General features: G+C 72.6%; 19 protein-coding genes. 11 read left to right on the top strand and 8 right to left on the bottom strand.

Translation table 11 applies throughout. The features are described from left to right. Nucleotides 1–174 precede the first annotated feature (174 nt). A complete protein-coding gene (locus ACIBEA_RS40055; protein ID WP_399268619.1) occupies nucleotides 175–426 on the bottom strand; it encodes a hypothetical protein in 252 nt (83 codons plus the stop codon). A gap of 198 nt (nucleotides 427–624) precedes the next feature. After that, complete coding sequence (locus ACIBEA_RS40050; protein WP_399268617.1) at nucleotides 625–3,750, bottom strand: BTAD domain-containing putative transcriptional regulator; 3,126 nt, start codon at nucleotides 3,748–3,750, stop codon at nucleotides 625–627. A 132-nt stretch (nucleotides 3,751–3,882) separates the two neighbouring features. Here ACIBEA_RS40050 and ACIBEA_RS40045 point away from each other — a divergent pair, with 132 nt between their 5' ends. The 4 genes from ACIBEA_RS40045 (at nucleotide 3,883) to ACIBEA_RS40030 (ending at nucleotide 7,005) form a co-directional block, all read left to right on the top strand. Next, nucleotides 3,883–5,100 carry an amidohydrolase family protein gene (locus ACIBEA_RS40045; RefSeq protein ID WP_399268615.1) on the top strand — a complete coding sequence of 406 codons (1,218 nt, stop codon included), beginning with the start codon at nucleotides 3,883–3,885 and terminating at the stop codon, nucleotides 5,098–5,100. Nucleotides 5,101–5,253: 153 nt separating this feature from the next. Beyond that, nucleotides 5,254–5,559: a type II toxin-antitoxin system VapB family antitoxin gene (locus tag ACIBEA_RS40040; protein WP_399268613.1), complete on the top strand. Its 306-nt coding sequence runs from the start codon at nucleotides 5,254–5,256 to the stop codon at nucleotides 5,557–5,559. After that, entirely contained in the window at nucleotides 5,556–5,972 is a 417-nt protein-coding gene (locus ACIBEA_RS40035; protein WP_399268611.1) for a PIN domain nuclease, read from the top strand. Before ACIBEA_RS40040 ends, ACIBEA_RS40035 begins: the two co-directional genes overlap by 4 nt. Before the next feature lie 160 nt (nucleotides 5,973–6,132). After that, nucleotides 6,133–7,005, top strand: a complete 873-nt coding sequence (locus tag ACIBEA_RS40030) for a trypsin-like serine peptidase (protein ID WP_399268609.1) — start codon at nucleotides 6,133–6,135, stop codon at nucleotides 7,003–7,005. A 31-nt stretch (nucleotides 7,006–7,036) separates the two neighbouring features. Here the strand turns inward: ACIBEA_RS40030 and ACIBEA_RS40025 are convergent, their stop codons facing one another. From ACIBEA_RS40025 to ACIBEA_RS40005, 5 genes are all read right to left on the bottom strand, one after another. After that, on the bottom strand, nucleotides 7,037–7,492 hold the full coding sequence (locus ACIBEA_RS40025; RefSeq protein WP_399268607.1) for an NUDIX hydrolase: 456 nt from the start codon (nucleotides 7,490–7,492) through the stop codon (nucleotides 7,037–7,039). 118 nt (nucleotides 7,493–7,610) lie between these two features. Beyond that, nucleotides 7,611–8,828, bottom strand: a complete 1,218-nt coding sequence (locus ACIBEA_RS40020; protein ID WP_399268605.1) for an ABC transporter permease — start codon at nucleotides 8,826–8,828, stop codon at nucleotides 7,611–7,613. Beyond that, nucleotides 8,828–9,706: an ABC transporter ATP-binding protein gene (locus ACIBEA_RS40015; protein WP_399268603.1), complete on the bottom strand. Its 879-nt coding sequence runs from the start codon at nucleotides 9,704–9,706 to the stop codon at nucleotides 8,828–8,830. The genes ACIBEA_RS40020 and ACIBEA_RS40015 overlap by 1 nt, the downstream gene beginning before the upstream one ends. Beyond that, entirely contained in the window at nucleotides 9,703–10,923 is a 1,221-nt protein-coding gene (locus ACIBEA_RS40010) for a peptidoglycan-binding protein (protein ID WP_399268601.1), read from the bottom strand. Before ACIBEA_RS40010 ends, ACIBEA_RS40015 begins: the two co-directional genes overlap by 4 nt. Further along, nucleotides 10,920–11,432, bottom strand: a complete 513-nt coding sequence (locus ACIBEA_RS40005) for a hypothetical protein (protein WP_399268599.1) — start codon at nucleotides 11,430–11,432, stop codon at nucleotides 10,920–10,922. Before ACIBEA_RS40005 ends, ACIBEA_RS40010 begins: the two co-directional genes overlap by 4 nt. A 90-nt stretch (nucleotides 11,433–11,522) precedes the next feature. Between ACIBEA_RS40005 and ACIBEA_RS40000 the strand changes: the two genes are divergently transcribed. The 4 genes from ACIBEA_RS40000 to ACIBEA_RS39985 all read left to right on the top strand — a co-directional run bounded on the left by ACIBEA_RS40000 (nucleotide 11,523) and on the right by ACIBEA_RS39985 (nucleotide 14,657). Continuing rightward, complete coding sequence (locus ACIBEA_RS40000; protein ID WP_354381815.1) at nucleotides 11,523–12,182, top strand: response regulator transcription factor; 660 nt, start codon at nucleotides 11,523–11,525, stop codon at nucleotides 12,180–12,182. Then, the gene (locus ACIBEA_RS39995; protein WP_399268597.1) at nucleotides 12,179–13,483 is read left to right on the top strand and encodes an ATP-binding protein; all 1,305 of its coding nucleotides are present in this window, start codon (nucleotides 12,179–12,181) and stop codon (nucleotides 13,481–13,483) included. Before ACIBEA_RS40000 ends, ACIBEA_RS39995 begins: the two co-directional genes overlap by 4 nt. Before the next feature lie 11 nt (nucleotides 13,484–13,494). Next, nucleotides 13,495–13,749 (top strand): glutaredoxin domain-containing protein, encoded by a 255-nt coding sequence (locus tag ACIBEA_RS39990; RefSeq protein ID WP_385774819.1) that lies wholly within the window; start codon nucleotides 13,495–13,497, stop codon nucleotides 13,747–13,749. Between the two features lie 65 nt (nucleotides 13,750–13,814). Next, nucleotides 13,815–14,657: a hypothetical protein gene (locus tag ACIBEA_RS39985; protein WP_399268595.1), complete on the top strand. Its 843-nt coding sequence runs from the start codon at nucleotides 13,815–13,817 to the stop codon at nucleotides 14,655–14,657. On the opposite strand, the gene ACIBEA_RS39980 is transcribed toward ACIBEA_RS39985, so the two are convergent. Further along, a complete protein-coding gene (locus ACIBEA_RS39980; RefSeq protein WP_399268593.1) occupies nucleotides 14,629–15,291 on the bottom strand; it encodes a hypothetical protein in 663 nt (220 codons plus the stop codon). The genes ACIBEA_RS39985 and ACIBEA_RS39980 overlap by 29 nt on opposite strands. A 260-nt stretch (nucleotides 15,292–15,551) precedes the next feature. Here ACIBEA_RS39980 and ACIBEA_RS39975 point away from each other — a divergent pair, with 260 nt between their 5' ends. The 3 genes from ACIBEA_RS39975 to ACIBEA_RS39965 all read left to right on the top strand — a co-directional run bounded on the left by ACIBEA_RS39975 (nucleotide 15,552) and on the right by ACIBEA_RS39965 (nucleotide 18,539). Then, on the top strand, nucleotides 15,552–16,499 hold the full coding sequence (locus ACIBEA_RS39975) for an LLM class F420-dependent oxidoreductase (protein WP_399268591.1): 948 nt from the start codon (nucleotides 15,552–15,554) through the stop codon (nucleotides 16,497–16,499). A gap of 26 nt (nucleotides 16,500–16,525) precedes the next feature. Next, the gene (locus ACIBEA_RS39970) at nucleotides 16,526–17,311 is read left to right on the top strand and encodes an SDR family NAD(P)-dependent oxidoreductase (protein WP_399268589.1); all 786 of its coding nucleotides are present in this window, start codon (nucleotides 16,526–16,528) and stop codon (nucleotides 17,309–17,311) included. Nucleotides 17,312–17,417: 106 nt separating this feature from the next. After that, the gene (locus tag ACIBEA_RS39965; RefSeq protein WP_399268686.1) at nucleotides 17,418–18,539 is read left to right on the top strand and encodes an LLM class flavin-dependent oxidoreductase; all 1,122 of its coding nucleotides are present in this window, start codon (nucleotides 17,418–17,420) and stop codon (nucleotides 18,537–18,539) included. Nucleotides 18,540–18,668 lie beyond the last annotated feature (129 nt).

Below are 18,668 nucleotides of genomic sequence, written 5' to 3'. Positions count from 1 at the left end.
GGGCCCCCCGCGCGCGGCCGTTCCCCCCGCCCGCGCCCCCGGGGGCCGGAAAATACGTACCGGGGGGCGGGGTTGGCTCCCCCTCCGGGCCATCGCGACCGCCGTCCCCCGTACCTTCGTCAGTCCTCACCCGTGACCCCCTGTGACGGGTGAGGACCGGACGTGTGGGCGTCCCTACGGACGCGGCCCCGACGCGTGGTTGTCCATCGTCCGGAGCTCCTCGTCGGAGGCGTGGTTGTCGAGCGGCTTGGTCTCGGCGCCCGAGGCGTGGTTGTCCAGCGGCTTGGTCTCGCCACCGGAAGCGTGGTTGTCGAGCGGATTCAACTCGCCGTCATCGGTCAGCGGCAGCAGGCCGGGCGCGGTCGGAGCCTTGGGTACGGCCGTCACGTTCGGCACGTTCGGCAGGGCGTTCTCGTTCGTCGTCATCGCGCACTCCTGATGATGGGTCGGGCCCGTTCGGCGATTCCCCCGCGACCGCCGAACGGGTGGTCCAGCCGACCCGCCTCCCCCGAAGCGACGAGTCGATGTACTCATGGTGGCGGGTGGCGATAAACGAACGATGAACGAGTCGTTCATCTCCGCCCGCCCCAGGTCAGGGCCGGGGCGTCCGCTGACCGGATGCGTTCACGCGGCGATCGCCGATGCCAACAGCGCGCGCACTTCCGCCAGTTCGGAGGAACCGAGCTGTTCGAACACCGACTCCGCGTCCCGCCAGCACACCCGCGCCCGGTCCGTCTGCCCCAGACTGCGCAGCGCCTTGCCCAGCACCGTCAGCACGGTCGCCCGGCGCCACTCGCCGCCGATCCCGCGCAGCGCGATCGCCTGCTCGGCGTGCGAGGCGGCGAGCGTGGGACGGCGCGCGGCCAGGTGCGCCTCGGCGAGCCGGTAGTGGGTCACGCCCTCCCACAAGGGCTGTCGGTTCTCGTGGAACAGCGACAGCGCCTCGGTGAGCTGATCCTGGGCCTCCTGGAGCCGGCCGGCCTGGGTCAGGGCGATGCCGAGCGCGTAGCGGCCGTTGGCGAGGCGCAGGCTCAGGCCCATCCGGTCGTAGATGGCGATGCCCTGCTGGGCCAGCTCTATGGCGCTGGGCAGCCGGCCGAGCTCCACGTGGATGCGGGAGAGGTTGCACAGGGCGGAGGCCTCGCCGACGTGGTTCCCGTCGGCGCGGAAGTTGTCGATGGCCTCCAGCAGGAAGCGCTCGCCGTCGGCGAAGCGGCCCTGGTGCAGCGCGATGATCCCGCGGTCGTTGGGCGCCCAGCAGCTGGGCAGCGGGTCTCCGGCGGCCTTGGCCAGGGCGTGGGCCTGGCGGGCCTCGCCGTCGGCCGCGGTGAAGCGGCCCGCGATCAGGTGGACGGTGGTGAGGGTGGTGCGGGCCCGGCCCTCGGCGCGCGGGTCGGACGCGGCCCGGGCCGCGTCGCGGACGGCGCCGGCCGTGGATTCGTACTGTTTGGAGTTGGCCCCGGACTCGGCGAGGTCCTTCGCCGCCCACAGGAGGTCCACGGCGCGCCGCAATACGTCGTCGGGCGCGCCGCCCGGCGCCGCGGGCGGCGCGCTGCGGGCCGCGGTCTGGCGCACGCACGCGAGGACGGTGTCGGCCTCGGCGTAGAGCCAGTCCAGGGCGGCGCGCGGGTCGGCGAAGTCCCGCCCCGGGTACCGGGTCGGGGACAGGTGGGCCACCAGACGGTCGCCGGGGCGCTCCAGCGCGTACACGCGGGCGGCGGTGGCGAGGTAGAAGTCGAGGAGCCGGTCCAGGGCGGCGGTCCGCTGGCTCGCGGGCTGCTCGTCGCGTTCGGCGCACGCACGCGCGTAGAGGCGTACGAGGTCGTGGAAGCGGTAGCGGCCGGGCGCGGCGGATTCCAGCAGGGAGCAGTCGACTAAGGCTTCGAGGAGGTCCTCGGTGTCGTGCTCGCTGCGGTCCAGCACGGCGGCCGCGGCGCACAGCGAGATGTCCGGGCCGTCGGCGAGGCCCAACAGCCGGAAGGCGCGCTGCTGGACGGGTTCGAGCTGGCCGTAGCCCAGCTCGAAGGTGGCCTTGACGGCGAGGTCGCCGGCCTGGAGCTCGTCCAGGCGCCGGCGCTCGTCGGCGAGCTTCGCGGCGAGGACGGAGACGGTCCAGGTGCGGCGGGCGGCGAGCCGGGAGGCGGCGATGCGGATGGCCAGCGGCAGGAACCCGCAGGCGCCGACGACGTCGAGGGCGGCCTGGCGCTCGGCGCCGACCCGCTCGCCGCCGACGATCCGGGTGAAGAGGAGCAGGGCCTCGTCGGGGCTCATCACGTCCAGGTCGACGAGGTGGGCCCCGGCCAGCCCGGCCATCCGCATCCGGCTGGTGACCAGGGCGGCGCAGCCCGCCGTGCCGGGGAGCAGGGGGCGCACCTGGGCGGCGTCGCGCGCGTTGTCGAGGAGGACCAGGACGCGGCGGTCGTCGAGGGTGGAGCGGTAGAGCGCGGCCCGTTCGGCGGGGGAGTCGGGGATCCGGGCGTCGGGGGTGCCCAGCGCCCGCAGGAAGGCGCCGAGGACGGCCTCGGGCTCGACGGGGCGGGCCTCGGTGCCCTGGAGGTCGACGTAGAGCTGTCCGTCGGGGAAGTGCGGGCGGGCGGCGTGCGCGACGTGCACGGCGAGGGTGGTCTTGCCGACGCCGCCGATGCCCGCGAGCGCGGAGACGGCCATGACCTGGCCGTCGGCGCCGGCGAGTACCCGGCTGAGCTCGGTGACGAAGGTGGCGCGGCCGGTGAAGTCGGGCACGGTGGCCGGCAGTTGTGCCGGGCGGATCTGGACCGGGGTGGCGGTCGGGGCCGGGTCGGCGGCGACGGCGAGTTCGGCGTCGGCGCGCAGGATCCGCTGCTGGAGGGCGGCGAGTTCGGGGCGGGGGTCGACGCCCAGTTCGTCGGCGAGGAGGCGGCGGGTGTCGGCGTAGACGGCGAGGGCCTCGGCCTGGCGCCCGCTGCGGTAGAGGGCGAGCATGAGCAGCTCGCGCAGGCGTTCGCGCAGCGGGTGCGCGGCGGTGAGCGCGGTGAGTTCGGAGACGGCCTCGGCGTGGTGACCGATGTCGAGGTCGAGGTCGAGGCGGGTCTCCAGCAGCTGGAGGCGCCATTCGCCGAGCCGGATGCGCTCCGTCTCGGCGTAGGGCCCGGGCACCCCGGCCAGCGGCTCGCCGTCCCACAGGTCCAGCGCGCGGGCCAGCAGAGTGCGGGCGAGGGCCCGGTCACCGGCGGCGCGGGCCTTGTCGGCGTCCGTGGTGAGGGAGCGGGCGACGCCGAGGTCGAGGGCCGCGGCGGAGCCGAGCCGGATGGCGTACCCGCCGGACTCGCTGACGAGCAGGCCGGTGTCGAGCACCTTGCGCAGCCGGGAGGCGTAGGTCCGTACGGCCGCCAGGGCCTGCGGCGGCGGGTCCTCGCCCCAGATCGCGTCGATCAGCTCGGGGGCGGTGGCGGTACGGCCGTCGCGCAGCAACAGGGCGGCCAGCAGGGCGCGTTGTTGCGGGCTGCCGGAGGACAGCGGCTCGCTGCCGCGCCAGGCGCGGATGGGGCCGAGCACGGCGAACCGGGAGTCGGCCGCGGGGGCCTTGGGGGCCGTGGGCCCAGGCGGGGCCTTCGGGGCCTTCGCGGCCTTCGGGGCCGGCGCGGTGGGCGCCGGGTCCCGTTCCGGTTCGGCGGGAGCGGGAGGCGGGACGGCGGATCGGGCTGCCGCGGAGCCGGGCCGGGCCGCCTCGGGGTGGTTCCGCTGGTGCGGGATGGCCGGTATGCCCTGCATCTCTCGTCCCCCCTGCCTTCCGTCGGTGTGGTGGCCAGTCTGCCCTGTCTTGCGGTGAGACGTCAGTCCGCGGTGGACCGATCACCGTCCAACTAGCTGACGCATCGTCAGATCGGCGCTAACGTGGGAGCCATGGAGACCTTCCCGAAGATCATCTCGGTGGACGACCACACGGTTGAGCCCCCCCACGTCTGGCGGGACCGGCTCCCGTCCAAGTACCACGACGTCGGCCCCCGCGTCGTACGCGCCCCCCTCAAGGAAATGACCTTCCTGGGCGGCAAGTTCGCCCCGGTCATGGGCGCCAAGGGCGACGACGGGCCGATCGGTGACTGGTGGGTCTACGAGGATCTGCACCGGCCGCTGACCCGGTTGGACACGGCGGTCGGGTACGACCGCGACGAGATCAAGCTGGAAGTCATCACCTACGAGCAGATGCGCCCGGGGTCCTTCTCGGTTCCCGAGCGCCTCGCCGACATGGACGTCAACCACGTCCAGTCGGCCCTGTGCTTCCCCACCTTCCCGCGGTTCTGCGGGCAGACCTTCACCGAGGCCAAGGACCGCGAGCTGGGCCTGCTCGGCGTACGGGCCTACAACGACTGGATGGTGGAGGAGTGGTGCGGCCCGCTCGCGCAGGGCCGGCTGATCCCGCTCACCCTCATCCCGCTGTGGGACCCGCGGCTCGCCGCCGCCGAGGTCCGGCGCAACGCGGCGCGCGGGGTGCGGGCGGTCGCCTTCTCCGAGATACCGCCGCACCTGGGCCTGCCGTCCATTCACACGGACGAGTGGGACCCCTTCCTGGAGGCGTGCGACGAGACCGGCACGGTCATCGCCATGCACATCGGCTCCTCGTCGAGGATGCCGTCGACCTCGGCGGACGCCCCGCCCGCCGTCGGCTCCACCATCACCTTCGCCAACTGCTGCTTCTCGATGGTCGACTGGCTGATGAGCGGCAAGTTCGAGCGCTTCCCCAACCTGAAGATCATGTACGCGGAGGGCCAGATCGGCTGGATCCCCTACATCCTGGAGCGCGCGAACGTGGTCTGGGAGGAGAACCGGGGCTGGGGCGGCGTCGCCGACAAGGTGCTGCGGCCGCCGTCGGAACTCTTCGCCGAGCACGTCTTCGGCTGCTTCTTCGACGACGCCTTCGGGCTGAAGAACCTGGACTCGATCGGGGCCGCCAACGTCCTGTACGAGACGGACTACCCGCACTCGGACTCGACCTGGCCGAAGTCCCGCGAGGTCGGCGAGGCCCAGATGGGCCACCTCGCCCCGGATGTGGTGGACCGCATCGTCCGCGGCAACGCGATCGACCTGCTGGGGCTGAGCCCGGAAGGGCTGTGGGTGGGGTAGGGGGGCGGGTCGGACGGCAGGGACGTCGGTCACGGCATATGCGATCGGGATATTTCGCCCCGATGGGCGCTGAAACGATACCTCTCAAAGCTGATGTTGATATCGTTTTTTGTGGACGCGGCAGGCGGCCGCACGCCCCCGAGGAGGCTCGACGTGGCCAGAACCGCGATCGACGTGGACGACGACCTGCTGGCCCAGGCGGCCGAGATCTTCGGGACGAAGACGAAGGTGGCGACGGTCAACGCGGCGCTGCGGGACGCGGTGAACCGGCGCAAGCGCCAGGCCTTCTTCGACTTTCTGGCCGCGGGCGGGCTCCCCGATCTCACGGGCCCCGTTCCTGCGACCGAACCGGCCTCCGTCCCGGCTGTCGAGGTGGCGGACCCCTCCGCAGTGCCTTCCGCGGCGGCCCAGCCCCGGACCGCGACGGACGCCGATGGGGTTCGGGGCAAGGCGGCGTGAGCGAGCGTTTCCTGATAGACGAATCGGCCCTCGCGCGCATCCCGGAACCTGCCGTGCGCGCGGTGGTCGACCCGCTCCACAACGCCGGATTGCTCGCCGTGTGTGGAGCGGTGGAGCTGGAGGTCATGCACAGTGCCCGTTCGAAGTCGGATACGGACCGGGTGCGCAACGGCATGGCGGCGTTCGATTGGCTGTCCACGCCCGACGAGGCGTGGGACCGGGCGTTGGAAGTCCAGGCCCGGCTCATCCTCGCCGGTCACTGGAAGGCGGTGTCCGTGCCCGACCTGATCATCGCGGCCACCGCCGAACGGCACGGGGCGACCGTCCTGCATTACGACGGCGACTACGACATGATCGCCGCCGTGACCGGGCAGCCCGTGCGCTGGGTGGTGCCGCGCGGGGCGGCCGACTGAGCCGTCCCCGGGCCAGCGCCGCGGGATCCCGGCGAGGCGTCAACTCTCCTGCTCCGGAAGTGAGATGGTGGGGCCCGGGGCTCCACCAACGGAGTACCCCTTGCGGTCGTGTTGACCTCAGGGCATGCTTCGCCGGAGCAAAGAGGGAGGAGTGGCTGTGGTGGACAAGCGGACCGTGGTGACGGTCGTGCTGTGCGCGGTGGCGGCGATCGGTGCCTCCGCGGCCATGACCGAGGTGGTGCCGACCCCCGGGTCCGGGCCGTCCGTACAGGTCAAGGCCGCGCCCGCGTCCAAGCGGCCGACCCCCTCGTCGTCGCGATCGCAATCGTCCACGCAGTCACAGCTGACGACTCCGACCCCGGGCAGCTCATCCGCACCCTCCGCCTCGGGGAAGCCCGCCCCCTCGTCCCCGCCCGGCAAGCCCACGGCCATCGCCGGGGCGCTGTTCACCGGCGGTCTGGACGGCGACCACTTCTGCACGGCGACCGTGGTGCGCAGCGCGGGCCACAACATGATCGTCACGGCCGGGCACTGCCTGGTCGAGGGGGACCAGGGCGACGCCGGGCCGGTCTTCGCACCCGCGTACGCGAACGGGGCGGCCCCGTACGGCACCTGGAAGATCGAGAAGGTCTTCGAGGACGGGCGCTGGTCCGACGGCAACGACGACGCCTTCGACCTCGCCTTCGCCCGGCTCGCCCCGGACTCCGCGGGCCGCAACGTCGAGGACGTCACCGGCGCCGCGGCCTTCGACGTCTCCGGCCGGTCGGCCGAGGAGGTCACGGTCACGGGCTATCCCGCCGACCGCAAGGTGCCCCGCACCTGCACGGCCGTCACGATCCGCGACAGCGCCACCGAGCAGCGCTTCGACTGCGCGGACTTCCCCGGCGGCACGAGCGGCAGCGCCTGGATCGCCCGCGACGGAAAGATCATCGGCATCCTGACCGGCGGCGACACCGACGACGTCTCGACCAGCACGGTCTTCGGCGACTGGGCCGGCGCCCTCTACGCGAAGGCCACCGCCCCCAAGGTCTGACCGGCCCCCCCCGGGCGCGGCGGTCACGGCACTAGCCGATGACCTGCTCCACCAGCCCCATGTGGATCGGGCCCGTCGTCGGCTCGGCGGCCAGGAGGGCCGGGAGCAGCGGGGGCCACAGGGGTTCGCCGAGGGCGGCGAGGGCCTGCGGGGAGAGCCACTGCCAGTGGGCGGCCGGGTCCTCCGGGACGGGGTCGCGGTGCGGGCCGGTGGTGACGTAGATGTGCTCGTGCTGGCGGACCGGGACGCCCTGGTGGGTGAAGTCGTGCTCCCACGTGCACAGCAGCCGCTGCGGGGCGAGGTCCGTCCAGCCCGTCTCCTCGCGCAGCTCGCGCCGCACGCACTCCTCGGGGCTCTCGCCGGGATCGATCCCGCCGCCGGGCGGCAGCCAGTGGATCCCGACCTCCACGTTGTTCTCGCGGAAGAGGAAGACGGATCCGTCGGGGGAGAGGACGACAATTCGCGCGGCCTGCCGTGGAGTTCTCATCAGATCAATGTACGACGGGACCCCGTGCGGGCCGTAGGGGTGTGCACGTACCCCCACGGCCCGACCTGCGGTCCGACCCGCGGTCCGACCCGCGGCTCGACACCCGGGCCCCGGCGCGCTACGCCGCCTGCAGCGCCAGCGTCGGGGACAGTCGGGCCGCCCGCACCGCCGGGTAGAGGCCCGCGACCGTACCGATCACCAGCGTCGCGCCGAAGCCGCCCGTGACCGCCCACAGCGGGACCACCCAGGGCAGGTCGCCGGCCCGGGCGTAGACCAGGGTCGCGATCGCGCCGAGCGCGATGCCCGCCAGGCCGCCGAGCCCCGACAGCAGCAGGGACTCCGTCACGAACTGCACCCGGATCTGGCCCTTGGTCGCGCCCAGGGAGCGCCGTAGCCCGATCTCGTGCCGTCGCTCCAGCACCGAGATGATCATGGTGTTGGCCACGCCGACCCCGCCCACCAGCAGGGCGATGCCGCCCAGGCCGAGCAGCAGGGTGCTGAAGGCGCCTTCGGTGGCCACCTTCGCCTGGAGCGCCGCCGACGGGTCCGTCACGGCGACCGAGCCCGATGAGGCGGGGTTGGCGGTCTTGCCCATGAGGCCGCGGACCGCCTGCACGCGGTCGTCCGTCGAACGCTCGTAGATGGAGGTGGGGTGGCCGTCGAAGCCGAGCAGGTCCTGCGCGGCCTGCCAGCCGACCAGCGCCGAGCGCTCGATCTCCGGTGCCAACGGGATCGGGTCCAGCACGCCGATGACGGTGAAGTACCGGCCGCCGATGAAGACCTGGCCGCCCGGCCGGGTGATGCCGAGGCGCTCGGCCGTGACGTGCCCGAGGACGACGGAGGGGTAGCGGCCCGTCGCGTCGTTGAGCCAGGTGCCGCTGCGCATCTGCGCGCGCAGCGTCTTGAGCAGGTCGTCCTTGGCGGCCTTGAGGGCGATGCCGCCCGTTTCCTCCGCGGGGATGTTCTCGCTACGGCGGACCGACTCCTTCACGTCGCCCGTCGTACCGACCGATTCGACCCCGTCGATCCGGGCGATCATGCCCGGGGCCTCCTTCGGGAGCCGGGTGTCCTGCCCGGAGAACATCGACGGCGCCGGGGTGGCGACCATCATGTTCGTCCCGAGCTTGTCGAGCTCCTGGACCAGCTTGGCCTGGCTGGACGAGGAGATGCCGACCACCGCGATCATCGTCGCGATGCCGATCGCGATGCCGAGCGCGGACAGGAAGACGCGCATGGGGCGCGAGCGCAGCCCCGCCGATCCGACGTGCAGGACGTCCCGGGGCCCGAGGCGCGGGGGCGACAGCTTGCGGGCGCGGGACCTCGTACGGGCCCCCATCACGCCACCCCCGCGGCGCCGGTGCGGGCGGCGCCGGAGGTACCGGTGCGGGTGGCGCCCGGGTTCCACACGTCCGCCACGATCTCGCCGTCGCGGATGCGGACCTGCCGGGGCAGGCTCGCCGCGATCTCGTTGTCGTGGGTGATCACGGCGATGGTGGCCCCGTCCTGGTTGAGCTCGTGCAGCAGTTCCATCACCGATTCGCCGGACGCGGTGTCGAGGGCGCCCGTCGGTTCGTCGGCGAGCAGCAGATCCGGCTCGCCCGCGACCGCGCGGGCGATCGCCACGCGTTGCTTCTGGCCGCCGGACAGCTCGTGCGGCCGGTGGTCCATGCGGTCGCCGAGGCCGACGCGTTCCAGGGCCCGCTCCGCCCGGCGCCCGCGCTCGGCCCGGGAGAGGCCGGAGTACAGCAGTCCCTCGGCGACGTTGGCCCGGGCGCTGATGCCCGGTACCAGGTGGAAGGACTGGAAGACGAAGCCGACGTGGCGCGAGCGCAGGGCCGACAGCGACCGGTCGGAGAGGGTGGCGATGTCGTACCCGGCGATGGCGACGCGTCCGGCGGTCGGCCGGTCCAGCGTCCCCACGATGTGCAGCAGGGTGGACTTCCCCGAGCCCGACGGTCCGACGATGGCGAGCAGTTCGCCGCTCAGGACGGTGAGGTCGACCCCGCGCAGGGCCGCGACCCCGCCGGGGTACTCCTTGGTGACACCGGTCAGCTCGACGACCGGCTGGGCGTACCGGGCGTCCGGGTCGGCGTCGGGGGCCGTGGAGACGGCGAGGGCGATCGGGACCGTGTGCTCGGTGGAGTGTGCGGGGTGCTCGGGGTCTGCGGAGCTGCCCGGGGGCGTGGGGTCGTTCGGGTTCGGGGGGTGGGTCATGACGCGGGGACTCCCACTTGCATGCCCTCCTTGAGGGCGTCGCCCTTCACCTCGACCCGGCCCTTGCCGAACATGCCCAGCTCGACCTTGACCTCGCGCACCTTGCCGTTCTCGACGACCTGGACGCCGAAGCCGCCTTCGGACAGCGCGAGCAGCGAGTTGACCGGTACGGACAGGACGCCCTTGCGGACCTCGCCGGTCAGGTTCACCGAGACCGGTGCCTGGTCGGCGCCCTTGGCGCCGGCGGCGTCGTCGAGGGTGACCTCGACCTGCACCTTCGGCTTCTTGTCCCCGCCGCCACCCCCGCCCGCGCCGCCCGTGGGCGGATCGTCGGGGTTGGCGGTACTGCCCACCGACTCGATCTTGCCGTTGGCGGTGCCGCCGCCCGGCAGGCTCACGCTCACCGGGTCGCCGGTCTTGACGGCGCCCGCCTTGGCCACGTCGAGCTGGAAGCGGACCATGCGCTCGGTGGCGGTCAGGGTCATGACGGGCTTGCCGGACCCCGCCTCGTCGCCGACCGCCATGTCGTTCTTCTGGACGCGCTGCGGACCGGACGCGAAGGCGATGTCCTCCTTGCCGATCTCACCCGTCTCCTTCAGGCCGTGGGACTTCTGCCAGCGCTTGACGCCGGTGGCGGTGCCGTCGGTGAAGGTGCCGTCCGAGGCGTCCAGGCCGACGCCGAAGCCGAGGGCCTGGAGGTTGCGCTTGAGCTGCTTGACGTCGTCGCCCTTGTCCCCGCTCTTCATGGTCCGGTAGACGGGGGTGGTGCCGTACATGAGGCGCACCGCCTTGCCGTTGACCTCGTAGAGCTTGCCGTCCCGCTCGATCGAGGAGCCGGCGGGCGCGACCCAGGTCAGGGTCGCGGAGCCGCCTCCGGAGCCGCCCCCGCCCGTACCGCTGTTCCCGCCGCCCGAGGCGCCCGAGCCGCCAGCGCCGCCCGAACCAGCCGAGCCGCCCGCCCCCGCCCCGCCCGCCCCACCCGCTCCCGCCGCGCTGAGCTTGCGCTCCTTCGCGTACCCGAGCGTGCCGTCCACCTTGAGCCCGGAGCTCAGGTCGCCGCGCGTGACCGGCTCCGTCGCGCCCGGCAGCCCGTCCGTGCGCTGCTGCTTCGCGTCCTTGCCGTCCGTCCCGGCCTGCGCGACGACGGCGTAGCCGCCGCCCGATACCGCCAGTACGACGGCGACCGAACCCAGGACCCATTTGCTGCGCCGGCTCACTTGTCGCCGCTGCACTTCTTCAGCTGGGCCTCGAAGGCCTCCTTGTCCACGCCGTCGGGAATCGTCGTGCCGGTCATCGCGCCGCCGTTGAACTCCGGGTCCTTCATGTCGAAGCCGTGGTCCCGCATGCACTTGGCCGTCTTGAGCGCCTTGTCCTTGGCCGCCTGCGGCATCTCGCCGGAACCCGGGCCCTGGATCCCGCACTTCTCGAAGGCCTTCTTCAGGGCCTCCGGGTCGCCCCCGCCCGCGCCCAGGGTCATGCCGCGCGCGTCCTCGCCGGGCTTCGGGTCGGGGGCGTCTATGCCGTTGTCGCGCAGGCACTTGCGCGTCTTGAGCGCCTTGTCGGCGTCCGCGCCGTCCTTGCCGCCACCGCCCGAGGCGGAGTTCGACGACTCCTTCTTGTCGTCCTTCTTCCCGTCCGAGCCGCCGACGCCGCCCGCGCACGCGGTGACGAAGAGGGATATCCCGGTGAGGAGCGCGGCCGTGGTCATGGTCGTGGATTGCTTCATGCGCCGAAGCGTGCGCGAGAGGGGGGTTTCGCTTCTCTAAGGGCCCGCGCTTACAACGACGAAATGTCGCTCTCGGGTAAAGAGGACACCATGCGAGTTCTGGTGGTGGAGGACGAGGAGTTCCTCCGGGAGATGATCGCCGAGGGGCTGCGCCGCGACGCGCTGGCCGTGGACGAGGCGAGCGACGGCCTGGAGGCCCTGCGGCGGCTGCGCCTGGGCGAGTACGACGTCCTGGTCCTGGACCGGGACCTGCCCGGGCTGCACGGCGACGAGGTGTGCCGCCAGGTGGTGCGCGAGCGCCTCCTCACCCGGGTCCTGATGCTCACCGCCTCCGGCACGGTCCGCGACCGGGTGGAGGGCCTGGGCCTGGGCGCCGACGACTACCTGACCAAGCCCTTCGCCTACGACGAGCTGCTCGCCCGGGTCCTCGCCCTGGGCCGGCGCGCCCGCCCCGCGCTGCCGCCGGTCCTGGAGGCGGCCGGGATCGCCCTGGACACGGCGCGGCGCAGCGCGGTCCGCGACGGGCACCGGCTCGCCCTGTCGCGCAAGGAGTTCGCGGTGCTGGAGACGCTGCTGCGGGCGGAGGGGGCGGTGATCAGCAACGAGGACCTGATCGAGCAGGTGTGGGAGGCGGACACCAGCTACAGCACGAACGCGGTACGGGTCACGCTCAGCAAGCTGCGGGCCAAGCTGGGCGAGCCCGCGCTGATCGAGACGGTGCCCGGCGCGGGCTACCGGATCGCGCGGTGAGCCGCTCCCGCTGGGACCGGCTGCTGCCCCGCGGCGAGCGGGCCCGGCTGACCACGCTGTACGGCTCGCTGCTGGTGCTCGCGGGCGGCGGTCTCGTGGCGCTGCTGAACCTGCTCGTCCGCCAGGGCCTCTTCCGCCGCATCAACCAGGCGGTCACCACCTACGCCCCGGCGTTCAGCGAGACCCAGGTGCTGCGGCAGGGGCGGGCCTATCCCGAGTCGGCGACGTCGCTGCCACCCGGGGCGGAGCCCCTGTCACAGGACCAGGTGGCGGCGCGCACGGTCACGCGCAACCTCAGCAGCGCCGCCGAGCAGGCCGCCCTGCACGAACTGCTGACCGTGTCGTTGATCGCGCTCGCGGTCTTCGCCGCGCTGTCGATCTGGCTGGCCTGGTGGATGTCGGGGCGGGTGCTGCGGCCCGTCGGGGTGATCACCGAGACGGCCCGGCGGCTGTCCGGGGAGAACCTGCACGAGCGGATCGGCCTGGACGCCCCGCCGGGCGAGCTGAAGCGGCTCGCGGACACCTTCGACGGGATGCTCGACCGGATGCAGGACCTGGTCGGCGCGCAGCGGCGGTTCGCGGCGAACGCCGCCCACGAACTGCGCACCCCGCTCGCCGTGCAGCGGGCGGCGGCGGAGATCGGGCTGGCCGGGGATCCGGACCCGCGGAAGGTGGCCCGGATCCGGGACAAGCTGATCGGGGTCGCGGACTCCAGCGAGCACCTCATCGAGTCGCTGCTGCTGCTCGCGGTGTCCGAGGAGGGCCTGGAGGGCACGGAGACGGTGGACCTCGCCGCCCTGGCGGCGGTGGAACTGTCCGCGGTGGAACCGTCGGCCGCCGAGCGGTCGGACGGTGCGCGGGCGGGGACGACGGGCGCGAGCGGGCTGGTGGTCCAGCGGGCGCTGGCGCCGCTGCTCGTGACGGGGGACCGGCTGCTGCTCGGCCACCTGGTCCGCAACCTGCTGGCCAACGCGGTCCGGCACAACCGCCCCGGTGGCCGGATCACCCTGCGCACCTCCGCGGGCGGGGTACTGACGGTCTCGAACACCGGCCCGGTGATCCCGCCCGAGGACGTGGCCCGACTCCTGGAGCCCTTCCGGCGGCGCGCGGAGCGCCGCCACACCGCGGGGGAGGGCGCCGGGCTGGGGCTCTCGATCGTCGCCTCGATCGCGCGGGCACACGGCGCGGAGCTGGCGGCCGAGGCCAACCCGGCCCCGGACGGCGGTCTGACGATCCGCGTCCGCTTCCCCGCCGGATCCCGACCGAGACCGCAGCGGTCCTCCGCAACCGGCCCGACGTAGGGTGTGTCGGCATGAGTGCTGAGATCACCGTCTACTGGCGGCCGGGTTGCGTGTTCTGCATGAAGCTGTGGCTCAAGATGCGGCTGACCGGCACCCGCTACCGCCCCGTCAACATATGGCGCGACCCGGAGGCGGCGGCCTTCGTCCGGAGCGTCGCGGACGGCAACGAGACGGTCCCCACGGTCCGCGTCCGCAGTGCCACCGGCACGGAGCGGACCATGGTGAATCCCCGTCTGAGCGAGGTCCGCCGGGCCCTGACGGGCTGACACCGCAGATGACCGCCGGTTGACCGGTGAAGGGAATCCGGGGCCGGCTGTGTACGGTCGAACGCATGAGCAAGCACGCCCGACCCCGCAGCAGCCCCCGCACCGGCCCCCGGACCCCCACCCGTTCCCGGTCCTCCCGGAACCTGGTCGTGGCCGCCGCCGTCGGGCTGTTGACCTGCTCGGCGGGGTGGGCGTACGCCGTGCACGACCGGGGCGACCGGGAGCGCCGCACGGACGCGGCGCTGGACGCGCACGCACGCGCCGGCGGAGACGGTACGGGCGCCGGGGCGCGGGCCGCCCGGGGCGGGGAGCGGGAGGACCTGAGCGGCCTCCCGGGGGTCAGCGACGCGACCCGGGCCAGGATTCCGGCGGACGCGCGCCAGTTGGTCCTGGTGACCGGCAAGGCCAAGGACTCCTCGGAGGGCACCGCCGCGCTCTACACCCGCGCGCAGGTGGGCGAGCGCTGGTCGCCGGTGGGCAGCTGGCCCGCCCGCAACGGTGCGAAGGGGTGGTCCACGCAGCGCACGTACGGCGACCTGACCTCCCCGCAGGGTGTGTTCTCGCTCACCGACGCGGGCGGGCTGCTGGCCGCTCCGCCCGGCACCCGGCTCCCGTACGACAAGGACAGCTCCTTCGTCCCCTCGGGGCGCGGCGTCGACGGCGAGTCGCTGGCCGGGTCCTTCGACTACGTGGTCGCGGTCGACTTCAACCGCCGGCAGGGCGTGTCCCCGCTCGACCCGACCAAGCCGGAGGGCGAGGCCAAGGGCGGGAACATCTGGCTCCACGTGGACCACGACGGTCCGTCACAGGGCTGCGTCGGCATTCCCAAGGAGGCCATGCGCAAGGTCCTGGAGACCCTGGACCCGGCGGCGAAGCCGGTCATCGTGATGGGACCGGCGGGGTTCTGACCACGGCCTGCCGCTGCGCCGCCGCCCCGGCTCCCCGGTCGCGGACCAGCAGCGCGATGTAGGCGAGGTCGAACACGCTGCACAGCACGCCCAGCCCGAGGATGAAGGGCGCGTCCTCGATCGCCCCGAAGAGCACGGTCGGGGCGAGGGTGCCGAGCCACTTGGCGACGGCGATGACCAGGCTCTGCCCGTGCGCCCCGCCGCGCTCCGCGAACAGCGCGATGAAGAGCCCGGACATCAGCAGGTTCTGCAGGAACGCCGAGTAGCGGGAGGCGTCGTACGACCCGAAGTGCGCGAGGAAGAGCCACTGCACGGCGAAGGCGCCGGCGAAGAGCAGCACTCCCCAGGCGGCGAAGAGCGGTCGGGTGACGAAGGCGGGCAGTTCGGCCCGGCCGAACCGGAAGAACGTGTAGACGATCACGATGTCGGCGAGGGCCCAGACGATGTTGACGACCCCCTGGGCGGAGATCCCGCCGAGGACGTCGTTGACGGCGTACGTCGTCTCCCACGCGAAGTTCAGCGCGAGCGCGGCCACGGGCATCGCGTACGTCCGCTGGCGCAGCCCGAGCCGGATGGCCTCGACGTAGACGATGGTCCAGGCGATCCCGCTGACCAGGGTCAGGAACAGCTCCACGCACGTCTCCCGCACTCGTACCCGTGTTCTGCGCTCCTACCGGGCCCAGGCGCCGCACCCTATCCAACGGCGAGCGATCGGCCCACCAGGTAGGCGGCACGCCCGGCCGTGTCCAGGCACCTCCGTTGCGCGCCGAACCTCGAACGTCCACCTCCTGCCTCTTGCCTGACGGTGCGTCAGCTACGACCATGAGCCCCGATGGTTCCGTGATGGAACGTCAGGCGAGGTCGACGGGACGACGAGGGTGAGGCGGGGACGGTATGGCGCGCGTGTTTCCGGAAGGTCGGCTGGTCTACGGGATGCAGCTCCCGATCCAGTCGCAGAGCACCATCTACGCCGAGCCCTGGGAGGCGTCGGCCGGGGCCGCCGACCTCGCCGAGGTCGCGCGGGCCGCGGACCGGGCCGGGTTCGGGTACCTCGCCTCGTGCGACCACGTGGCGATACCCCGGCGGATGGCCGGGCCCATGAGCACCGTCTGGTACGACCCGGTCGCCACCCTGTCCTTCCTGGCCGCGATCACCGAGCACGTACGACTGCTCAGCCACGTGGCCATCGTCGGCCTGCGGCACCCGCTGATCAGCGCGAAGCAGTACGCGACCCTCGACCACCTCAGCGGCGGCCGGCTGGTCCTCGGTGTGGGCGCCGGGCACGTGCAGGAGGAGTTCGAGGCCCTCGGCGTGGACTTCGCCCGGCGCGGCCCGCTGCTCGACGAGACCCTCGACGCGCTGCGGGCGGCCCTCGGGCCCGAGGAGTACCCGGAGTTCGAGGGCGAGACCTTCGCCTTCAAGGACCTGGGCCAGCTGCCGCGTCCGGCCCAGGAGCGGATCCCGGTGTGGGTCGGCGGGTCCTCGCCCGCCGCCGTCCGCCGGGCGGCCGTACGGGGTGACGGCTGGCTTCCGCAAGGCGATCCGCGGGACAAGCTCCCGGCGCAGGTGGCCCGCATCCGCGAGTTGCGCGCGGCCGCCGGGGTCACCGCGCCCATCGAGATGGGCGCGATCACCGAGGCGCTGTACGTCGGCGAGCCCGGCTGGGACACCGGCCGGCGCACCCTCACCGGCAAGGCGGAGGTCCTGGCCGAGTCCCTGCGCGCGTACAAGGCGCTCGGCATGGACCAGATCCAGGTGCGCTTCCGCAGCCGCGACCGGGCCGAACTGGTCGATCAGATCAGCGCTTTCGGGGCCGAGGTCGGCCCCCTCCTCAACGACTGAACGGTTACACGGTTAGGGGTATCGGCATGGGCAAGTTGGACGGGCGCGTCGTCATCATCACGGGTGCGGCGCGCGGCCAGGGCGAGCAGGAGGCCCGGATCTTCGCCGCCGAGGGCGCGAAGGTGCTGCTGGGCGACGTACTGGACGAGCAGGGCGCCGCCGTGGCCAAGGAGATCGGCGAGGAGCGGGCCCGGTACGTACGGATGGACGTGAGCCGGGAGGAGGACTGGGCGGCCGCCGTGGCCGCCGCGAAGGAGGCCTTCGGGGAGATCAACGGCCTGGTCAACAACGCGGGCATCCTGCGCTTCAACGAGCTGGTGAGCACTCCGCTGGAGGAGTTCCAGCAGATCATCCAGGTCAACCAGGTCGGGGCCTTCCTCGGCATCAAGGCGGTCGCCCCCGAGATCGAGGCCGCGGGCGGCGGCACCATCGTCAACACCTCGTCCTACACGGGGCTGACGGGCATGGCCTACGTGGGCGGCTACGCCGCCACCAAGGCGGCCATCCTCGGTCTGACCCGGGTGGCCGCGCTGGAGCTGGCCGCCAAGAACATCCGGGTCAACGCGATGTGCCCGGGCGCCGTGGACACGCCCATGGCCAACCCGGGGCTGCTGGACCCGGCGGGGATCACGGACGAGGCCCGGGACGCGATGGCGGACCTCTACAAGCGGGTCGTGCCGATGGGGCGGGTGGGCCGCCCGGACGAGATCGCGCGCCTGGCCCTGTTCCTGACCAGCGAGGACTCCTCGTACATCACCGGCCAGCCGTTCGTGATCGACGGCGGCTGGATGGCCGGTGTCAGCATCCTCTGACCCGACATCTGATGGAGCGTCAGGTATTGACGGCTCCGGTGCTCGGTGGAACAGTCAAGCCCATCAAATCTGACGCAACGTCAGAAACCTAAGGACGGTGAACCCCTTGGAATTCGGGCTCTTTGTGCAGGGATACGTGGCTGAGGCGCGTTCCAAGGTCGACCCCGAGGCAGAGCACAAGGCGCTGATCGAGGAGACCGAGTACGTCATCCAGGCGGACAAGTCCGGCTTCAAGTACGCCTGGGCCTCCGAGCACCACTTCCTGGAGGAGTACTCGCACCTCTCGGCGAACGAGGTCTTCCTCGGGTACCTCGCCCACGCCACCGAGCGCATCCACCTCGGCTCCGGCATCTTCAACCCGCTCGCCCCGGTGAACCACCCGGTCAAGGTGGCCGAGAAGGTCGCCATGCTCGACCACCTCTCCAAGGGCCGCTTCGAGTTCGGCACCGGCCGCGGCGCGGGCAGTCACGAGATCCTCGGCTTCCTCCCGGGCATCGAGGACATGAACGGCACCAAGGAGATCTGGGAGGAGACCATCGCGGAATTCCCCAAGATGTTCCTCCAGGAGGAGTACGAGGGGTTCCAGGGCAAGCACTGGTCGCTGCCGCCGCGGAAGATCTTCCCCAAGCCGTACGGCAAGGCGCACCCGGCCATGTGGTACGCCGCCGGCTCCCCGGCCTCGTACGCCATGGCCGCCAAGAAGGGCCTCGGCGTCCTCGGCTTCAGCGTCCAGAAGGTCTCCGACATGGCCTGGGTCCTGGAGCAGTACAAGACGGCCATCCAGGAGGCGAAGGCCATCGGCGCCTTCGTCAACGACAACGTCATGGTCACCTCGACCGCGATCTGCGCCGAGACCCACGACAAGGCCGTCGAGATCGCGGTCAACGCCCACATGAACCGCTTCCAGTCGCTGGTCTTCCGCTACCACGACACCTTCCCGCGGCCCGAGGCGATCCCGCAGTGGCCCGAGATCCTCCCCGAGTACAACGCGGAGATCATCGAGCTGCTGATCGCCGAGGAGCTGCTGATCTGCGGCGACCCGTCCGAGGTGCTCCAGCAGTGCAAGCGGTGGGAGCAGGCCGGCGCCGACCAGCTCTCCTTCGGCCTGCCGACCGGCGTCTCGTACGAGGACACCATGAACACCGTCAAGCTCATCGGGGAGCACGTGATCCCGAAGATCGACACGGACCCGGTGCACCGGACGACCCGCTTCCGCGAAGCGTCCTGATCCCGGCAGGGCTGAATGGCAGCCCCGCCGGCGGGGTTTGGGGGGGGGGGGGGGGGGGGGCCCCCCGGCCCCCCCCGGGCCCCCCGCCCCCCGCGGCCCGCCCCGGGCCGCCCCCCGGCCCCCGCCCCA

Origin of the sequence: Streptomyces sp. NPDC051555 (assembly GCF_044454405.1) — a bacterium.
GTDB lineage: Bacteria > Actinomycetota > Actinomycetes > Streptomycetales > Streptomycetaceae > Streptomyces.
The sequence above is the reverse complement of the archived record's forward strand: the minus strand, read 5'-3'. Positions and strand labels throughout refer to the sequence as shown.

Excerpts from the sequence above, each read along its gene's own strand:
- ACIBEA_RS40055 (WP_399268619.1), bottom strand. The coding sequence starts at position 426 with ATGACGACGAACGAGAACGCCCTGCCGAACGTGCCGAACGTGACGGCC.
- ACIBEA_RS40050 (WP_399268617.1), bottom strand. The coding sequence starts at position 3,750 with ATGCAGGGCATACCGGCCATCCCGCACCAGCGGAACCACCCCGAGGCG.
- ACIBEA_RS40045 (WP_399268615.1), top strand. The coding sequence starts at position 3,883 with ATGGAGACCTTCCCGAAGATCATCTCGGTGGACGACCACACGGTTGAG.
- ACIBEA_RS40025 (WP_399268607.1), bottom strand. The coding sequence starts at position 7,492 with ATGAGAACTCCACGGCAGGCCGCGCGAATTGTCGTCCTCTCCCCCGAC.
- ACIBEA_RS40020 (WP_399268605.1), bottom strand. The coding sequence starts at position 8,828 with ATGGGGGCCCGTACGAGGTCCCGCGCCCGCAAGCTGTCGCCCCCGCGC.
- ACIBEA_RS40015 (WP_399268603.1), bottom strand. The coding sequence starts at position 9,706 with ATGACCCACCCCCCGAACCCGAACGACCCCACGCCCCCGGGCAGCTCC.
- ACIBEA_RS40005 (WP_399268599.1), bottom strand. The coding sequence starts at position 11,432 with ATGAAGCAATCCACGACCATGACCACGGCCGCGCTCCTCACCGGGATA.
- ACIBEA_RS40000 (WP_354381815.1), top strand. The coding sequence starts at position 11,523 with ATGCGAGTTCTGGTGGTGGAGGACGAGGAGTTCCTCCGGGAGATGATC.
- ACIBEA_RS39990 (WP_385774819.1), top strand. The coding sequence starts at position 13,495 with ATGAGTGCTGAGATCACCGTCTACTGGCGGCCGGGTTGCGTGTTCTGC.
- ACIBEA_RS39985 (WP_399268595.1), top strand. The coding sequence starts at position 13,815 with ATGAGCAAGCACGCCCGACCCCGCAGCAGCCCCCGCACCGGCCCCCGG.
- ACIBEA_RS39975 (WP_399268591.1), top strand. The coding sequence starts at position 15,552 with ATGGCGCGCGTGTTTCCGGAAGGTCGGCTGGTCTACGGGATGCAGCTC.
- ACIBEA_RS39970 (WP_399268589.1), top strand. The coding sequence starts at position 16,526 with ATGGGCAAGTTGGACGGGCGCGTCGTCATCATCACGGGTGCGGCGCGC.